Origin of the sequence: Xanthomonas campestris pv. phormiicola, assembly GCA_025666215.1 — a bacterium.
GTDB lineage: Bacteria > Pseudomonadota > Gammaproteobacteria > Xanthomonadales > Xanthomonadaceae > Xanthomonas_A > Xanthomonas_A campestris_A.
Map to the genome: position 1 here is coordinate 4640852 of CP102593.1, position 14803 is coordinate 4655654.

The 14803-nt window shown below is 67.6% G+C and carries 15 protein-coding genes; 3 read left to right on the forward strand and 12 right to left on the reverse strand.

What is annotated here, in order from left to right:
• Positions 1-95 precede the first annotated feature (95 nt).
• The 7 genes from atpG to NRY95_19565 all read right to left on the reverse strand — a co-directional run bounded on the left by atpG (position 96) and on the right by NRY95_19565 (position 5482).
• Positions 96-959: a F0F1 ATP synthase subunit gamma gene (gene atpG, locus NRY95_19535; GenBank protein ID UYC15856.1), complete on the reverse strand. Its 864-nt coding sequence runs from the start codon at positions 957-959 to the stop codon at positions 96-98.
• A gap of 147 nt (positions 960-1106) precedes the next feature.
• Positions 1107-2654 (reverse strand): F0F1 ATP synthase subunit alpha, encoded by a 1548-nt coding sequence (gene atpA / locus NRY95_19540; protein UYC15857.1) that lies wholly within the window; start codon positions 2652-2654, stop codon positions 1107-1109.
• Between the two features lie 147 nt (positions 2655-2801).
• Positions 2802-3329 carry a F0F1 ATP synthase subunit delta gene (locus NRY95_19545; GenBank protein ID UYC15858.1) on the reverse strand — a complete coding sequence of 176 codons (528 nt, stop codon included), beginning with the start codon at positions 3327-3329 and terminating at the stop codon, positions 2802-2804.
• A 1-nt stretch (position 3330) separates the two neighbouring features.
• Positions 3331-3801 (reverse strand): F0F1 ATP synthase subunit B, encoded by a 471-nt coding sequence (locus NRY95_19550; protein UYC15859.1) that lies wholly within the window; start codon positions 3799-3801, stop codon positions 3331-3333.
• A 117-nt stretch (positions 3802-3918) separates the two neighbouring features.
• Complete coding sequence (gene atpE / locus NRY95_19555) at positions 3919-4218, reverse strand: F0F1 ATP synthase subunit C (GenBank protein ID UYC15860.1); 300 nt, start codon at positions 4216-4218, stop codon at positions 3919-3921.
• A 77-nt stretch (positions 4219-4295) separates the two neighbouring features.
• On the reverse strand, positions 4296-5090 hold the full coding sequence (atpB, locus tag NRY95_19560; protein UYC15861.1) for a F0F1 ATP synthase subunit A: 795 nt from the start codon (positions 5088-5090) through the stop codon (positions 4296-4298).
• Between the two features lie 26 nt (positions 5091-5116).
• Positions 5117-5482, reverse strand: a complete 366-nt coding sequence (locus NRY95_19565) for a hypothetical protein (GenBank protein UYC18645.1) — start codon at positions 5480-5482, stop codon at positions 5117-5119.
• Positions 5483-5922: 440 nt separating this feature from the next.
• Here NRY95_19565 and NRY95_19570 point away from each other — a divergent pair, with 440 nt between their 5' ends.
• Positions 5923-6750: a hypothetical protein gene (locus tag NRY95_19570; protein UYC15862.1), complete on the forward strand. Its 828-nt coding sequence runs from the start codon at positions 5923-5925 to the stop codon at positions 6748-6750.
• Between the two features lie 518 nt (positions 6751-7268).
• On the opposite strand, the gene lpdA is transcribed toward NRY95_19570, so the two are convergent.
• On the reverse strand, positions 7269-9074 hold the full coding sequence (lpdA, locus tag NRY95_19575; protein UYC15863.1) for a dihydrolipoyl dehydrogenase: 1806 nt from the start codon (positions 9072-9074) through the stop codon (positions 7269-7271).
• A gap of 131 nt (positions 9075-9205) precedes the next feature.
• Positions 9206-10972 (reverse strand): dihydrolipoyllysine-residue acetyltransferase, encoded by a 1767-nt coding sequence (gene aceF, locus NRY95_19580; GenBank protein UYC15864.1) that lies wholly within the window; start codon positions 10970-10972, stop codon positions 9206-9208.
• A gap of 245 nt (positions 10973-11217) precedes the next feature.
• On the opposite strand from aceF, the gene NRY95_19585 reads away from it, so the two are divergent.
• Complete coding sequence (locus NRY95_19585) at positions 11218-11976, forward strand: hypothetical protein (protein ID UYC15865.1); 759 nt, start codon at positions 11218-11220, stop codon at positions 11974-11976.
• 6 nt (positions 11977-11982) lie between these two features.
• On the opposite strand, the gene NRY95_19590 is transcribed toward NRY95_19585, so the two are convergent.
• The gene (locus tag NRY95_19590; GenBank protein UYC18646.1) at positions 11983-12510 is read right to left on the reverse strand and encodes a DNA-deoxyinosine glycosylase; all 528 of its coding nucleotides are present in this window, start codon (positions 12508-12510) and stop codon (positions 11983-11985) included.
• 188 nt (positions 12511-12698) lie between these two features.
• Here NRY95_19590 and NRY95_19595 point away from each other — a divergent pair, with 188 nt between their 5' ends.
• A complete protein-coding gene (locus NRY95_19595) occupies positions 12699-13331 on the forward strand; it encodes an outer membrane beta-barrel protein (GenBank protein UYC15866.1) in 633 nt (210 codons plus the stop codon).
• Between the two features lie 83 nt (positions 13332-13414).
• Here NRY95_19595 and NRY95_19600 read toward each other — a convergent pair whose 3' ends face one another.
• Both NRY95_19600 and NRY95_19605 read right to left on the reverse strand, forming a co-directional pair.
• Positions 13415-13978, reverse strand: a complete 564-nt coding sequence (locus NRY95_19600; protein ID UYC15867.1) for a DUF1453 domain-containing protein — start codon at positions 13976-13978, stop codon at positions 13415-13417.
• Between the two features lie 13 nt (positions 13979-13991).
• The gene (locus NRY95_19605) at positions 13992-14795 is read right to left on the reverse strand and encodes a MetQ/NlpA family ABC transporter substrate-binding protein (protein UYC15868.1); all 804 of its coding nucleotides are present in this window, start codon (positions 14793-14795) and stop codon (positions 13992-13994) included.
• Positions 14796-14803 lie beyond the last annotated feature (8 nt).

Genomic DNA, 14803 nt, shown 5'->3' on the forward strand with positions numbered 1-14803 from the left:
AATCTGGTGTCGGGAATGGGGAAAGGGGAATCGGGAATGGGAAGATCAAGCGCTGCTGCTTCGACCATTCCCGTTTCTCCATTCCCCATTCCCGGCTACACAGCGGCTGCGCCGCCGACGATCTCGGAAATTTCCTGGGTGATCGCCGCCTGCCGCGCCTTGTTGTAGATCAGCTGCAAGGTGCTGATCAGCTTGTTGGCGTTGTCGCTGGCCGCCTTCATCGCGACCATGCGCGCAGCATGCTCGGAGGCCACGTTCTCCAGCACCGCCTGGTACACCAGCGACTCGATGTAGCGCGTCATCACGTGCTCCAGCACGGTCGCGGCATCGGGTTCGTACAGGTAGTCCCAGTCGTGGTGCGCGACCTGGCTCTCCGCCGCCGGCAGCGGCAGCAGCTGGTCGAAGCTGGCCTTCTGCGTCATCGTGTTCACGAAGCGGTTGTAGACCAGGTAGACGCGGTCGACCCTGCCCTCGGTGAATGCATCCAGCATCACCTTGATCACGCCGATCAGCTGTTCCAGCTGCGGCACGTCGCCGAGGTGGCTGACGCTGCCGACCATGTCCACCTTGAGCCGGCGGAAGAACACCGAGGCCTTCTGGCCGATGGTGACCACGTCGATGCCGGCGCCCTGGTCCTGCCACTGGCGCACTTCGCCCAGCATCTTGCGGAACAGGTTGTTGTTGAGGCCGCCGGCCAGGCCGCGATCGGAGGAGATCACGATGTAGCCGACGCGCTTGACCGCGTCGCGCTGCACCAGGAACGGATGCGTGTCCTCGGTGCTGGCCTGCGCCAGATGCCCGATCACCTGCTTCATCGCCTGCGCGTACGGCCGCGAGGTCTTCATCCGATCCTGCGCCTTGCGGATCTTGGAGGCCGAGACCATCTCGAGCGCGCGCGTCACCTTGCGGGTGTTCTGCACGCTCTTGATCTTGGTTTTGATTTCGCGTCCGCCTGCCATTCTCTTCTCGTCGGGACTCGGGACTCGGGACTCGGGACTGGGAAAAGCCCGCGCACGAATCGTTTCTACCTCTTCCGGATCTCGTGCCCCGGAGCAGGGAACCCGCTTTCGCGAGTCCCGAGTCCCGAGTCCCGAGTCCCGGCGCGCTTACCAGCTACCGGTCGTCTTGAACTCGCCGATGCCCTTCTTGAACGCCGCTTCGATCTCGCCGTTCCAGTCGCCGCTGTCGTTGACCTTGGCGATCAGCTCGCCGGCGGTGTTGGCGAAATGCGCGTGCAGGCCTTCCTCGAAGGCGCCGATCTTGTTGACCGGCACGTCGTCCAGGAAGCCTTCGTTGACCGCGTAGATCGACAGCGCCTGGTTGGCGATGGACATCGGCAGGTACTGCTTCTGCTTCATCAGCTCGGTGACGCGCTGGCCGCGCTCGAGCTGCTTGCGGGTGGCTTCGTCCAGGTCCGAGGCGAACTGCGCGAACGCGGCCAGCTCGCGGTACTGCGCCAGCGAGATACGGATGCCGCCGGAGAGCTTCTTGATGATCTTGGTCTGCGCGGCGCCGCCGACGCGCGACACCGAGATGCCGGCGTTCACCGCCGGGCGGATGCCGGCGTTGAACAGGTCGGTTTCCAGGAAGATCTGGCCGTCGGTGATCGAGATCACGTTGGTCGGCACGAACGCGGACACGTCGCCGGCCTGCGTCTCGATGATCGGCAGCGCGGTCAGCGAACCGGTCTTGCCCTTCACTTCGCCGTTGGTGAACTTCTCCACGTAGTCCTCGGACACGCGCGCGGCGCGCTCCAGCAGGCGGCTGTGCAGGTAGAACACGTCGCCCGGATACGCTTCGCGGCCCGGCGGGCGCTTCAGCAGCAGCGAGATCTGGCGGTAGGCCACGGCCTGCTTGGACAGATCGTCGTACACGATCAGCGCGTCTTCGCCGCGGTCCATGAAGTACTCGCCCATGGTGCAGCCGGCGTAGGCGCTGATGTACTGCATCGCCGCCGATTCGGAGGCGGTCGCGGCGACCACGATGGTGTGCGCCAGCGCGCCGTTCTCTTCCAGCTTGCGCACGATGTTGGCCACGGTCGAGGCCTTCTGCCCGATCGCCACGTACACGCACTTGATGCCGGTGGTCTTCTGGTTGATCACCGCATCGATCGCCAGCGCGGTCTTGCCGGTCTGGCGGTCGCCGATGACCAGCTCGCGCTGGCCGCGGCCGATCGGGATCATCGCATCGACCGACTTGTAGCCGGTCTGCACCGGCTCATCGACCGACTTGCGCCAGATCACGCCCGGCGCCACGCGCTCCACCGGCGCGGTCTGCGCGGTGCCCAGCGGGCCCTTGCCGTCGATCGGCTCGCCCAGCGCGTTGACCACGCGGCCGAGCAGTTCCTTGCCCACCGGCACTTCCAGGATGCGGCCGGTGGTCTTGGCCACGTCGCCTTCGCGCAGGTTCTCGTAGTCGCCGAGCACCACGGCGCCGACCGAGTCGCGCTCCAGGTTCAGCGCCAGGGCGTAGGTCTCGTTCGGCAGTTCGATCATCTCGCCCTGCATCACGTCGGCCAGGCCGAAGATGCGCACGATGCCGTCGGACACGCTGGTGACCGTGCCTTCGTTGCGCGACTCCGCAGTCAGCTTGACCTGCTCGATGCGGTTCTTGATCAGTTCGCTGATTTCGGAGGGGTTGAGCGTGGTTGCCATCTTGGTTTCCTTCGGATCGTCCACCGCGCGAAGGCGGATGGCGACGTTTGGTTAGCGTCTTTGAGAATCGGGAATGGGGAATCGGGAATCGCTGGTGGCGTTGCCGCCGGGCCGGGTTCTCTCTCCTCTATTCGCCATTCCCGCTTCTTAGTGGGCCAGTGCGGAGTGCAGGCGCGACAGCTTGCCTTTCAGCGACCCGTCGATGACCACGTCGCCGGCGTCGATCACCGCGCCGCCGATCAGCGAAGCGTCCACCGCCGTGGTGATCTCGACCTCGCGGCCGAAGCGCTGCTTCAGCGCCACCTTCAACGAGGCCACTTCCGCCTCGCTGAGCTGGGTGGCCGAGGTCACGTTGGCCTTGACCACGCATTCGGCCTCGGCACGCAGCTGATCGTACAGCCCGGCGATCTCGGGCAGCAGCGGCAGCCGCTGCCCTTCGGCCAGCAGGCTCAGGAAGCGCGCGTACTGCTCGTCGGCCACCTGCGGCGCCAGCAGCGCCACCGCCTGCTCGCGCTGCAGCTGCGGGTTGTGCAGCAGCGCCGCCACGCGCGGATCGGCGGCGACCTGGGCGGAGAACGCCAGCGCCTGCGACCACGGTGCGAGCTTGCCGGCATCGCTGGCCGCAGCGAACGCGGCGCGGGCATACGGACGCGCCAGTGTGAGGGCCTGGCTCATCTCAGATCTCCGCCGCCAGCTCGTCGAGCAGCGCCTTGTGGGCGCTGGCGTCGATTTCGCGCTTGAGCAGCTTTTCCGCACCGCTCACCGCCAGCAGCGACACCTGGCGACGCAGCTCCTCGCGCGCACGGTTGGCCGCCGCGTCGATCTCGGCCTGGGCCAGATCCTTCTGCCGGTTGGCCTCGGCGATCGCCTCGTGCTTGGCCGCTTCGACGATCTGGTTGGCGCGCGCGTGGGCCTGGTCGATGATCTCGTTGGCCTTGACGCGTGCGTCCTTCAGCGCTTCGTTGACCTTTTCCTGCGCCTGCGCCAGATCCTTCTGGCTGCGATCGGCGGCGGCGAGGCCTTCGGCGATCTTCTGTTGGCGCTCTTCGATGGCCTGCATCAGCGGCGGCCAGATCTTGGTCGCGACGATCCAGATCAGACCGGCAAACGCCAGCGCCTGGGCAAAGAGGGTGAGACCGATATTCATTGGGTACGCTCAGCCAAAGTGACGGGGTGGACGCGCCGCCATCGCGGCGCGCGCGTCCGAACCTTCATCCGCAGCGGGACGGCCGCATCGCTGCGACCGTCCGCCGGTGCTACTGGATCAGCCGCCCTGCGGCAGGCGCGACACGAACTCGCCGATCATCGGGTTGGCGAACGCGAACAGCAGGCCGACCGCGACGCTGATGATGAACGCGGCGTCGATCAGGCCGGCGGTGATGAACATGCGCACCTGCAGCACCGGGATCAGTTCCGGCTGGCGCGCGGCCGACTCCAGGAACTTGCCGGCCATGATGGCCAGACCGAGGCCGGCGCCCAGCGCGGCCAGGCCGATCATGATGCCGACGGCGAGGACGGTGGAGCTCTGGACTTGGGCGAGGTTGGTCAGGACGGCGAAGTACATGGTTTTCTCCAGGAACAAAGTTGCTTGAGGATGGTGAATCGGACGAAGGGTTGCTTAAAACGCGTGAAGCAGGAACGTCAGTGGCTGTCTTCCGCCAGGCTCAGGTACACGATGGACAGCATCATGAAGATGAAAGCCTGCAGCGGGATCACCAGCAGGTGGAACAGCATCCAGCCGAAGCCGAACGCGCCGCCGGCCAGCGCGCCGAAGATGCCGGCACCGCCCAGCACCCAGATCAGCAGGAACACGATCTCGCCGCCGAACATGTTGCCGAACAGTCGCATCGCCAGCGAGATCGGCTTGCTCAGCCACTCGACGACATTGAGGATCAGGTTGAACGGCAGCATCCACTTGCCGAACGGGGCGGTCAGGAATTCCTTGGTCATCCCGCCCACGCCCTTGGAGCGCAGCGCGAAGAAGATCATCAGGAAGAACACGCTGATCGACATGCCCAGGGTGGCGTTGACGTCGGCGGTGGGCACCGGCTTCCAGTAGTGCACGCCGGCCAATTCGAGCGGCTTGGCGATGAAGTCCGCCGGGATCATCTTGATGAGGTTCATCATCAGGATCCAGAAGAACAGGGTGATCGCGATCGGGGTCACCAGCTTGCTGGTGCCGTGGTAGGTGTCCTTGGCCTGGCGGTCGACGAACTCCAGCAGGATCTCCACGAACGCCTGCCATTTGCCCGGCACGCCGGCGGTGGCCTTGCGCGTGGCGATCCAGAAGCCGAACACCATCACCAGGCCGGACAGCACCGACATGACCAGGGTATCGACGTGCACCTGCCAGAACCCGCCTTCCTGCACCTGGAAGGTGAGGTTCTGCAGGTGGTGCTGGATGTAGGAGGTAGGGGTTGCTTCCTCGCCCGCCATGAGTCCTGAGCCTTTTCGTGATTCGATCAACGTCTGGCCAGCGCCAGAACCTGGAACATCAGCCCGGTGGCGATACCCGCCAACAGGGCCAGAGGAGGCAGCCGCCACCAGGCAAAGCCCAGCGCCAGTACCGCGAATACCAACACCAACTTCAGCACCATGGCCACGATCAACCGCGCCATCGCCGCACCGGCCGCCTGCACGCCGCCGCTCAGCGCGGTACGTGCCGCCAGCCATCCTCCCGCCACCGTCGCCAGCCCGGTTGCGGCAGCGCCCATGGCGTACTTCGGCCCCAGCAGCAGGAACGCCAGGGAAACCACGGCCACCGCCACCAGCGGGTAAATCGCTGCGCGCAGCATCAGCCGCCGACCCGCATCAACGGAGTTCAGCACAGAAAATCCTGCAGTTGGTGGTGGGTTGAGGACGTCTTCGCGTCCGTCGAGCCGCGGAATTATAGCAATGGGACAATTTGCGAGACAACCGCCAAAGGTTGCGGCCGTCCCCGGATCGAGCCCAGCCGCCAACGATAGCACGTCGCAGACCCGCGCCGCGGGCTGGATTGATGCATCGCACCAGGAATTTGCGTGGGAACTTTCCATGCCGCCTCCGGTCCGATTGTGCAGGGACTGCGCCCATCCTCGTCGATTTGCAGCGCGGACCCATGGAGCCCCGGGCGACCGGGGCTCTTCTTTTTGCCTGCAATTCTGTGACCGGCGCCACCGTGGCCGCTCCATACCTTCACGAATGGTGGACACGGATTTAAGGATAGTTGCGGCCCGCGGTGGCGCTCGCCATCGGCGCATTCATCCCCAGATGACGGAGCTTCGTCCCTATGAAACACTTGCTTGCCCTTGCGCTTCCGTGCGCACTTGCCGCCGCCTACGCCCTGCCCGCCCACGCCGAAGACGGCGACGATCGCTTCACCATCCGCCTCGGCGCGATGAACGTGGACAACGACAACACCCTGCGTGGCAACACCACCATCGCCGGCAACGAAATTTCCGGCTCGCAGGACTTCGATCTCGGCGGCAAGGAATGGGAGCCGCGCGTGGACGGCATGTTCCGCATCAGCACCCGCCAGCGCCTGATCTTCGACTACTTCAAGTACGACAAGGACCGCCGCGAGGAACTCGGCGAGGACCTCAGCTACGGCGGCGCCACCGTACCGGGCGGCAGCTTCGTCAAGGGCGAGCTGAAGTACCAGGTCGCCAGCCTGGTGTACGACTACGCGGTGATCGACACCCCGCAGTTCAGCATGGGCCTGCAGATCGGCGCCGAATGGGCCAAGATCCAGGCCAATGCCTACGCCGACCTGGGCGACCTGTATTCGGGCACCTTCATCGACGAGAGCGAGGACGGCGCCGCGCCGGTGATCGGCCTGCGCTTCACCGCGCAGCCGAACGAGCACTGGCTGTTCAGCGTGCAGGGCCAGTACCTCAACACCAATTGGGGCGATTTCGGCAAGTACGACGGCGACCTGAGCCGCGCCAACGCGATCGCCGAATACCGCTTCACCAAGAACTTCGGCATCTTTGCCGGCTACGACTGGTTCAAGCTCGACGTGGATCGCAAGACCGACTCCAACGTCGACACGCTAACCAACGTCGGCCTGAAGCAGGAGTTCAAGGGCCCGGTGGCCGGCGTGACCTTCGCGTTCTGATCCATCGGGCAATCGAACACAACAGGACCCGGCGATAGGAAAAACCTATCGCCGGGTTTTTTGTTTTGCATTGGACCCGGCGCCGGCAGGCGCGCAGGATGACAGCCGTCCTCCTCGATCCAGCGTGCTGCCCATGCACAAGACTCACCGGCCGATCTGCTCCAGCTCGCTCGCATCGCCGGCGCCGGCGATGCGTACCCAAGGGCGCCGTGGCATCGCGACCGCGGACACGCCAGGGTTGCAGGCAGCGATGACGTTCCTGGATGCGCTGACCCGGCTGCGGCGCCGGCATGTCGCCGCCCATGCCGCCCTGCTGGATCTGCTGATTCCCACCGAACCGCGCTCGCCGCTGGCCGCGTAAGCCGCAGCGCGGCACGGTGCTCCGTGCCGCGGGAGTTCGATCGCGTGGCGGGCCCCGGCCACGGCCGCGCCCGCCGCGCCGCCCCCCCCCCCCGCCAGAAACGACGACGCCCCGGCAAGCGGGGCGTCGTGACCTCATCGGCGCCGCAGCCGGCGCCTCATTTCTTCTTCGGGATGTACAGGTCGGTGATGGTGCCGTCGTAGACCTCGGCGGCCATGCCGACCGACTCGCTCAGGGTCGGATGCGCGTGGATGGTGTGGCCGATGTCCTCGGCCTCGGCGCCCATCTCGATCGCCAGGCCGATCTCGGCCAGCAGGTCGCCGGCATGCACGCCGACGATGGCGCCGCCGACGATGCGGTGGGTGTCCTCGTCGAAGATCAGCTTGGTGAAGCCCTCGGTACGGCCGATGCCGATGGCGCGGCCGCTGGCCGCCCACGGGAACTTGGCCACGCCGACCTTCAGGCCCTTGGCCTTGGCCTCGGTCTCGGTGACGCCGACCCAGGCGATCTCCGGATTGGTGTAGGCCACCGACGGAATCACCCGCGCCACCCACTCCTTCTTTTCGCCGGCGGCCACTTCGGCGGCGAGCTTGCCTTCATGCGTGGCCTTGTGCGCCAGCATCGGGTTGCCGACGATGTCGCCGATGGCGAAGATGTGCGGCACGTTGCTGCGCATCTGCCGGTCGACCGGGATGAAGCCGCGCTCGGTGACGTTGACCCCGGCCTTGTCCGCGCCGATCTTCTTGCCGTTCGGCGAACGGCCCACCGCGACCAGCACGCGGTCGTAGGTGGTCGCGCCCAGCGCCGGCGGCTCGCCGTCGGCCGCAGCCTCGAAGGACACGGTGATGCCCTTCTTGTCGGCCTTGACCTGGCTGGCCTTGGTCTTCAGGTAGACCTCCACGCCCTGCTTCTTCAGCCGGTCGGCCAGCGGCTTGACCAGGTCCTTGTCGGCGCCCGGCATCAGCTGGTCCAGGAACTCGACCACGGTGACCTTGCTGCCCAGCGCGCTGTACACGGTGGCCATTTCCAGGCCGATGATGCCGCCGCCGACCACCAGCAGGGTCTTGGGGATCTCCTGCAGCTCCAGCGCGTCGGTGGAGTCCATCACCCGCTTGTCGTCCCACGGGAAGTTGGGCAGCTTCACCGCCTGCGAACCGGCGGCGATAATGCACTGCTCGAAACGCAGCAACTGGGTCTTGCCGTCGGCGCCGACGATCTCCAGCTCATTGGGCGACACGAACGACGCCACGCCGGTGACGGTGCGCACCTTGCGCTGCTTGGCCATGCTGGCCAGGCCGCCGGTGAGCTTGCCGACCACGTTTTCCTTGTACGCGCGCAGCTTGTCCAGGGCGATCTTGGGCGCGCTGAAGGTCACGCCGAAGTCGCCGGCATGGGCCACCTCGTCGATCACCACGGCCGCGTGCAGCAGCGCCTTGGACGGGATGCAGCCGACGTTGAGGCAGACGCCGCCGAGGCTGGCGTAGCGCTCGATCAGCACCGTGTCCAGGCCCAGGTCGGCGGCGCGGAACGCGGCGGTGTAGCCGCCGGGGCCGGCGCCGAGCACCACCATCTTGCATTCGATGTCGGCCGGCTTGCCGCTGGCCAGCGCCGGCCTGGGCGCCGGCGGCTCGGCCGGGGCGCGATGCGACGGCGCCACCGGCGGCTTGCTGGCCGGCACCTCGGCCTTGGCCGCAGCGGGCGTGGCGGCCGGCGCGGCGCCGGCGTCCTCGGTTTCCAGCAGCGCGATCACCGCGCCCTCGGACAGGACGTCGCCGAGCTTGACCTTCAGTTCCTTGATCACGCCGGCCGCCGCCGACGGCACTTCCAGCGTGGCCTTGTCCGACTCCAGCGTGAGCAGGCCCTGGTCCTTCTTCACCGTGTCGCCGACGGCGACCAGCACTTCGATGACCGGAACCTCGCTGTAGTCGCCGATATCCGGGACCTTGACCTCAATGACCGCCATGCAGCTTCTCCTGTGGCCCGGCCGGCACGCCGGCGGGCGATTGCAGTTCTACGGCGGCGCCGCGATGGACGCGGCGCACGCGGGTGGGGGAAACACGGGCCGCGCCGGGCGCGGCGCCGTTGCGGCAGGACTTACAGCAGCACGCGGCGCATGTCCGCCAGCACCTGGCTCAGGTAGGTGGTGAAGCGCGCCGCCGCGGCGCCGTCGATGACCCGGTGGTCGTAGCTCAACGACAGCGGCAGCATCAACTTCGGGGCGAATTCCTTGCCGTTCCACACCGGCTGGATCGCCGACTTGGACACGCCCAGGATCGCCACTTCCGGCGCATTGACGATCGGGGTGAACGCGGTGCCGCCGATGCCGCCGAGCGAGCTGATCGAGAAGCAGCCGCCGCTCATCTCGGCCGGGCCGAGCTTGCCGTCGCGCGCCTTCTTGGCCAGCTCGCCGCTTTCGCGCGCCAGCTCGACCACGCCCTTCTTGTCCACGTCGCGGATCACCGGCACCACCAGCCCGTTCGGGGTGTCGGCGGCGAAACCGATGTGGAAATACTTCTTCAGGGTCAGGTTCTCGCCGGCCGCATCCAGCGAGGCGTTGAAGTCGGGGAACTGCTTCAGCGCCGCGGCGCTGGCCTTGAGCAGGAAGGCGAGCATGGTCAGCTTGATGCCGGCCTTTTCGTTTTCCTTGTTCAGCGCCACGCGCAGGGCTTCCAGGTCGGTGATGTCGGCCTGCTCGAACTGGGTGACGTGCGGGATCATCGCCCAGTTGCGCGCCAGGTTGGCGCCGGAGATCTTCTTGATCCGCGACAGCGGCTTGACCTCGATCTCGCCGAACTTGGCGAAGTCCACCTTCGGCCACGGCAGCAGGTTCAGGCCGTTGCCGCCGGCCGCCGGCGTCGCGCCAGCCGCCGTGGTCGCCGCACCGCCGGCCAACGCGGCCTTGACGTAGCGCTGCACGTCGTCCTTGGTGATGCGCCCGCCGTGCTCGGTGCCGCTGACCTGGAACAGGTCCACGCCCAGCTCGCGCGCGAACACGCGCACCGCCGGGCTGGCGTAGGGCACCTTCTGCGGCAGCACGCTGTCGGCGCTGAACTCCACCGGCGGGCTGCTCGGGATGCCGGCCGACGGCGCGGAAGCGCCCGCCTTGGCCGGCGCCGAGCCCTGCACCTGCGCGATCTCGCGCTGGGCCAGCTTGTCCGGCGCGGCCGAGGCCGGCACCGGCTCCACCCCGCCGCCGGTCTCGGCGCTGGGCTGGACCGCGCCTGCCGCCGGCGCATCGGCGCTGGCACCGGCCACTTCGATCAGCGCCACGACCTTGCCCTCGGACAGGCTGTCGCCGACCTTGACCTTCAGCTCCCTGACCACGCCGGCCACCGACGAGGGCACTTCCATCGTCGCCTTGTCCGACTCCAGGGTGACCAGGCTCTGGTCCTTGGCCACGGTATCGCCGACCGCGACCAGCACCTCGATCACCGGCACGTCGCTGTAGTCGCCGATGTCCGGCACCCGCGCCTCGACGATGCCGCCGCCGGCATTCCCTGCCGGGACCGGCTTGGTCGCCTGCTGCGCGGCCGGCGCCGGCGGGGCCGGCTCCTGCCTGGCCGGTGCGGGCGCGGCCTTGGCGGCCGCCGGGGCCGGCGCAGCAGCACCTGCGCCGGCCTCGGCCACTTCGATCAGCGCCACGAGCTTGCCCTCGGACAGGCTGTCGCCGACCTTGACCTTCAGCTCCTTGACCACGCCGGCGAACGGCGACGGTACTTCCATCGTCGCCTTGTCCGACTCCAGGGTGACCAGGCTCTGGTCCTTCTTCACCGTGTCGCCGACCGCCACCAGCACTTCGATTACCGGGACGTCGCTGTAGTCACCGATATCGGGGACAAGTGCTTCCTTGATTTCGGCCATGCGGGCAACTCCGGCAACTAATGAGGGGGAAACCCCTATTGTGGCGGCCCGCAGCCGCAGCGCCAACCTTTGCCGGGCAAAAAAACCCGCAGCGGCCGCGCAACGACGCCGACAAGCGCCTGTGCGTGGCGTTCGCGGCGGACTGTACGCCTGCGCATTGTCCTGGCGTCATCGCCGCGGCGCGCACCGCGCCGCCTTCACGGGCGGGTGCCTAGGATGCCCCGCACCCGGATCGGAGTGCCGCCATGCGTGCGTTCGTGCTGTTGATGTCGTTGGCGATGCCGCTGGTCGCCTGGTTCTCGCAACGCGGCGCGTTCGGCCCGACCAACGGCGCGATCTCCGACCGCTACCCGACCCTGATCGTCGCCGCCGGCTACGCGTTCGCGATCTGGGGCCCGATCTTCCTGCTCGACCTGGCCTTCGGCCTGTGGCAGCTGTCGCCGCGGCGCCGGCGCGACAGCGCGCTGGCGCAGGTGCGGCTGCCGGCGGCGCTGGGCTGCGGCCTGACCGCGCTGTGGATGCCGGTGTTCTCGCAGCAGCATTTCCTGCTGGCGCTGGCGGTGATCTGGGCGGCGCTGGCGTGCCTGGCGCTGGCCGCGCTGCGCCTGTCGCGCGATCCGCGCGCCGAGCCGTGGCAGGCGCTGTGGGCGTGGCTGCCGCTGTCGCTGCACGCCGGCTGGCTGTCGCTGGCCGCGTTCCTGAACACCGCGCAGGTGATCGTCGCCTACCGCTGGCTGTCCACCGAACACATGCTGCCGTGGAGCCTGGGGCTGTTCGCGCTGGCCGGCGCGCTGCTGCTCGGCCTGAACCGGGCGATGCGCGGCAACCTGGCCTATGTCGCGGCGGCGCTGTGGGCGCTGGCCGCGGTCTACGTCAAGCAGGCCGGCAGCGGCCTGGACGGTGCGCGCAGCGCGGCCTGGGTGGCGTTGGCGCTGGCCGCGGCGCTGCTGGTGCAGACGCTGTGGCTGCGGTTGCGCGCGCCGTCGCCGCGCGCATTGCCCTGATCCGGGCTAGGTGGGCGCTGGCGTGAGCCAGACCTGCAGCGGCGCCCACGCCTGCTGCAGCCGCGCCAGCGAGAAGGCGGCATTGGCCGGGCTGGTCGACGGCAGTGCCAGCACCGCCAGCGGCGGCGCGCGCGGCGCCAGCTGCGGCTGCACGAAACGCGCGAACGCCTGCGCCGCCGCGGCGCCGTTGCAGGCGATGGCACGCAACTGCGGCAAACGCGCGATGCGCGCGGGCAAGGGATTGGGCACTTCGCTGCCGCGCACGATCGCCGTGTCCAGGCTGCCGCTGCGCCGGCACTGCCCGATCACGTCCCACAGTCCCACGCCGAAGGCCTGCATCGCCTGCAGGCGCGCGTCGTAGTCGAGCAGCGGATCGAAACCGCACAACGCGCCCAGCAACGGCCACAAGCGGTTGCGCGGATGCGCGTAGTAGCGCGCGTGCTGCAACGACATCGCACCGGGCATGGAGCCGAGAATCAGCACCCGGCAATCGTCGCGAATCTGCGCAGGCAAGCCTTGCAACACGTCCCGCATCGTCACGCCGTGCGCATCTGGGTGAACATCACAAAGTCTTAAAACCTCGTTATTTCAAGCATCCGACGCCAGTGCCTGAACGATGCCTGCATCCACTCGGGCGAGGTCGGCGTCGATTCATCTTCTCATCGATACGGTGTGCGCGCCCACTCCTGTGGCCCCACAAAAAAAAGATTGAGGAGATTCCCATGCGGTCCATTCAAATCCTGAGCCTGGCTGTCGTTTCCGCCCTTGCGTTCGCGCCTGCCGCATTTGCGCAGGACGGCGACACCGCATCCGGCAAGCGCTTCGCCGTCGTCGGCAGCGCCACCCTGCTCGACCCCCATTCCAAGCCGGCCAACGGCCTCGACGTCGACGGCGGCCCGGCCCCGACCATCAGCGCCAGCTGGCTGATCAACGACAACTGGGCCGTCGAACTGTGGGGCGCCGCCGACAAGTTCAACCATCGCGTCAGCGCCAGCGGCGTGGGCAAGATCGGCACCGTCGAGCAGCAGCCGATCGCGCTGAGCGGCCAGTACCACTTCGGCCAGGCGGACAATGTGTTCCGTCCGTTCGTCGGCGTCGGTTACTACGAGTCCAACTTCAGCAACGAGAAGATCGACGGCCTGTCGGCCAGCGGCCAGCACGTCGGCCTGGATACCGCCAAGGGTGCGATCGGCACCGTCGGCGTGGACATGAACATCAACTCGACCTGGTTCGCCCGCGCCGATGCCCGCTACATGCATTCGCGTCCGGAAGTGCAGGTCGCCGGCAGCGGCACCGGCCAGGACCTGAAGCTGGATCCGTGGCTGGTCAGCTTCGGCGTCGGCGCGCGCTTCTAAGCACGCCTGCTCCGCGTCACATGCAAACGGGCCTTCGGGCCCGTTTGTTTTTGTGGCTTGGCGCATCTGCGCTCGCGCGCGGCTCAGCGCGGCGAACGGTCGTAGCCGCGATAGCGATCGAAATGGCGCACCTTGCGCCGCAACAGCCACGCATATGCGCACGCGTAGCCGAGCAACAACGCCGCCGCCGCAAGCAGGCTGGCGTGGCTCATCCAGCCCTGCGCCGGCCAGGCCGCGCCCTCGTTCATGCTGCGCCAGCCCTGCAGCAGACCGGCGCCGATGCGCGCCACCACCAGCAGCGTCAACGCCAGCACCAGCCACAGGTTCGGCGTGTAGTACAGGCCCTGCGGCAGCGGTTCGAACCGGCTCAAGCAGATGCCCAGCGCGCCCAGGCCCAGGCCCGCCACCCAGCCGATGCAGGCATACATCGCCGCATCGGGCCACCAGTGCGCGGCGATCAACGCGAAGCCCAGCAGCACGAGGCTCGACACCAGCGCCGACCAGAACTGCACGCTGGCCAGCCACGCCCGCGCCTGGCGCCGCGAGGTGCCATAGCGGAAACGCTGCAGCAGCGACAACGGCAACAGCACCGCGGTCACCGCCAGCGCGATCACGATCGCCAGGGGAATGGCCAGCAACAGCGGCATGCGCGGGCTCCGCTCAGAACGCCGGCAGGACCGCGCCCTGGTACTTGCGCTCGATGAAGGCCTTGACCTCGGGGCTGGTCAGCGCCTTGGCCAGCTTCTGCACGCGCGGGTCGTCCTTGTTGTCGGGGCGCGCGACCAGAAAGTTCACGTACGGCGAGTCCTTGCTCTCGATCGCCAGCGCATCGCGGGTGGGATTGAGCCCGGCATCGAGCGCGTAGTTGGTGTTGATCAGCGCCAGATCGACCTGGTCCAGCACCCGCGGCAGCATCGCCGAATCCAGTTCGCGGAATTTCAGCTGCTTCGGGTTGGCGACGATGTCGCGCTGGGTGGACAGCGCATTGCCCGGATCCTTGAGCTTGATGACTCCGGCCTTGTCGAGCAGGATCAGCGCGCGGCTGTTGTTGCTGGGATCGTTGGGAATCACCACGTCGGCGCCCTGCGGCAGCTCGGCCAGCGACTTGAAGCGGCGCGAATAGGCGCCGAACGGCTCGATGTGCACGCCGATCACGGTGACCAGGTCGCTCTTGCGATCGCGGTTGTAGGCGTCCAGGTACGGCTCGGTCTGGAAGTAGTTCACGTCGATCTGCTTCTGCACCACCTGGTCGTTGGGCTGCACGTAGTCGTTGAACACGCGCACGTCCAGGGTCACGCCCTGTTTCTCCAGCAGCGGCTTGACCACCTCGAGGATCTCCGCATGCGGCACCGCGGTGGCGGCGACGCTGAGCCGCGTGCTGTCGGTCGCGGAGGTGGACTTGCCGCAGGCGGCCAGGGCGAGCACGGCGGCGCCGAGCAGCAGACGAAGCGGGAGTTTGGTCATGGGCGGGA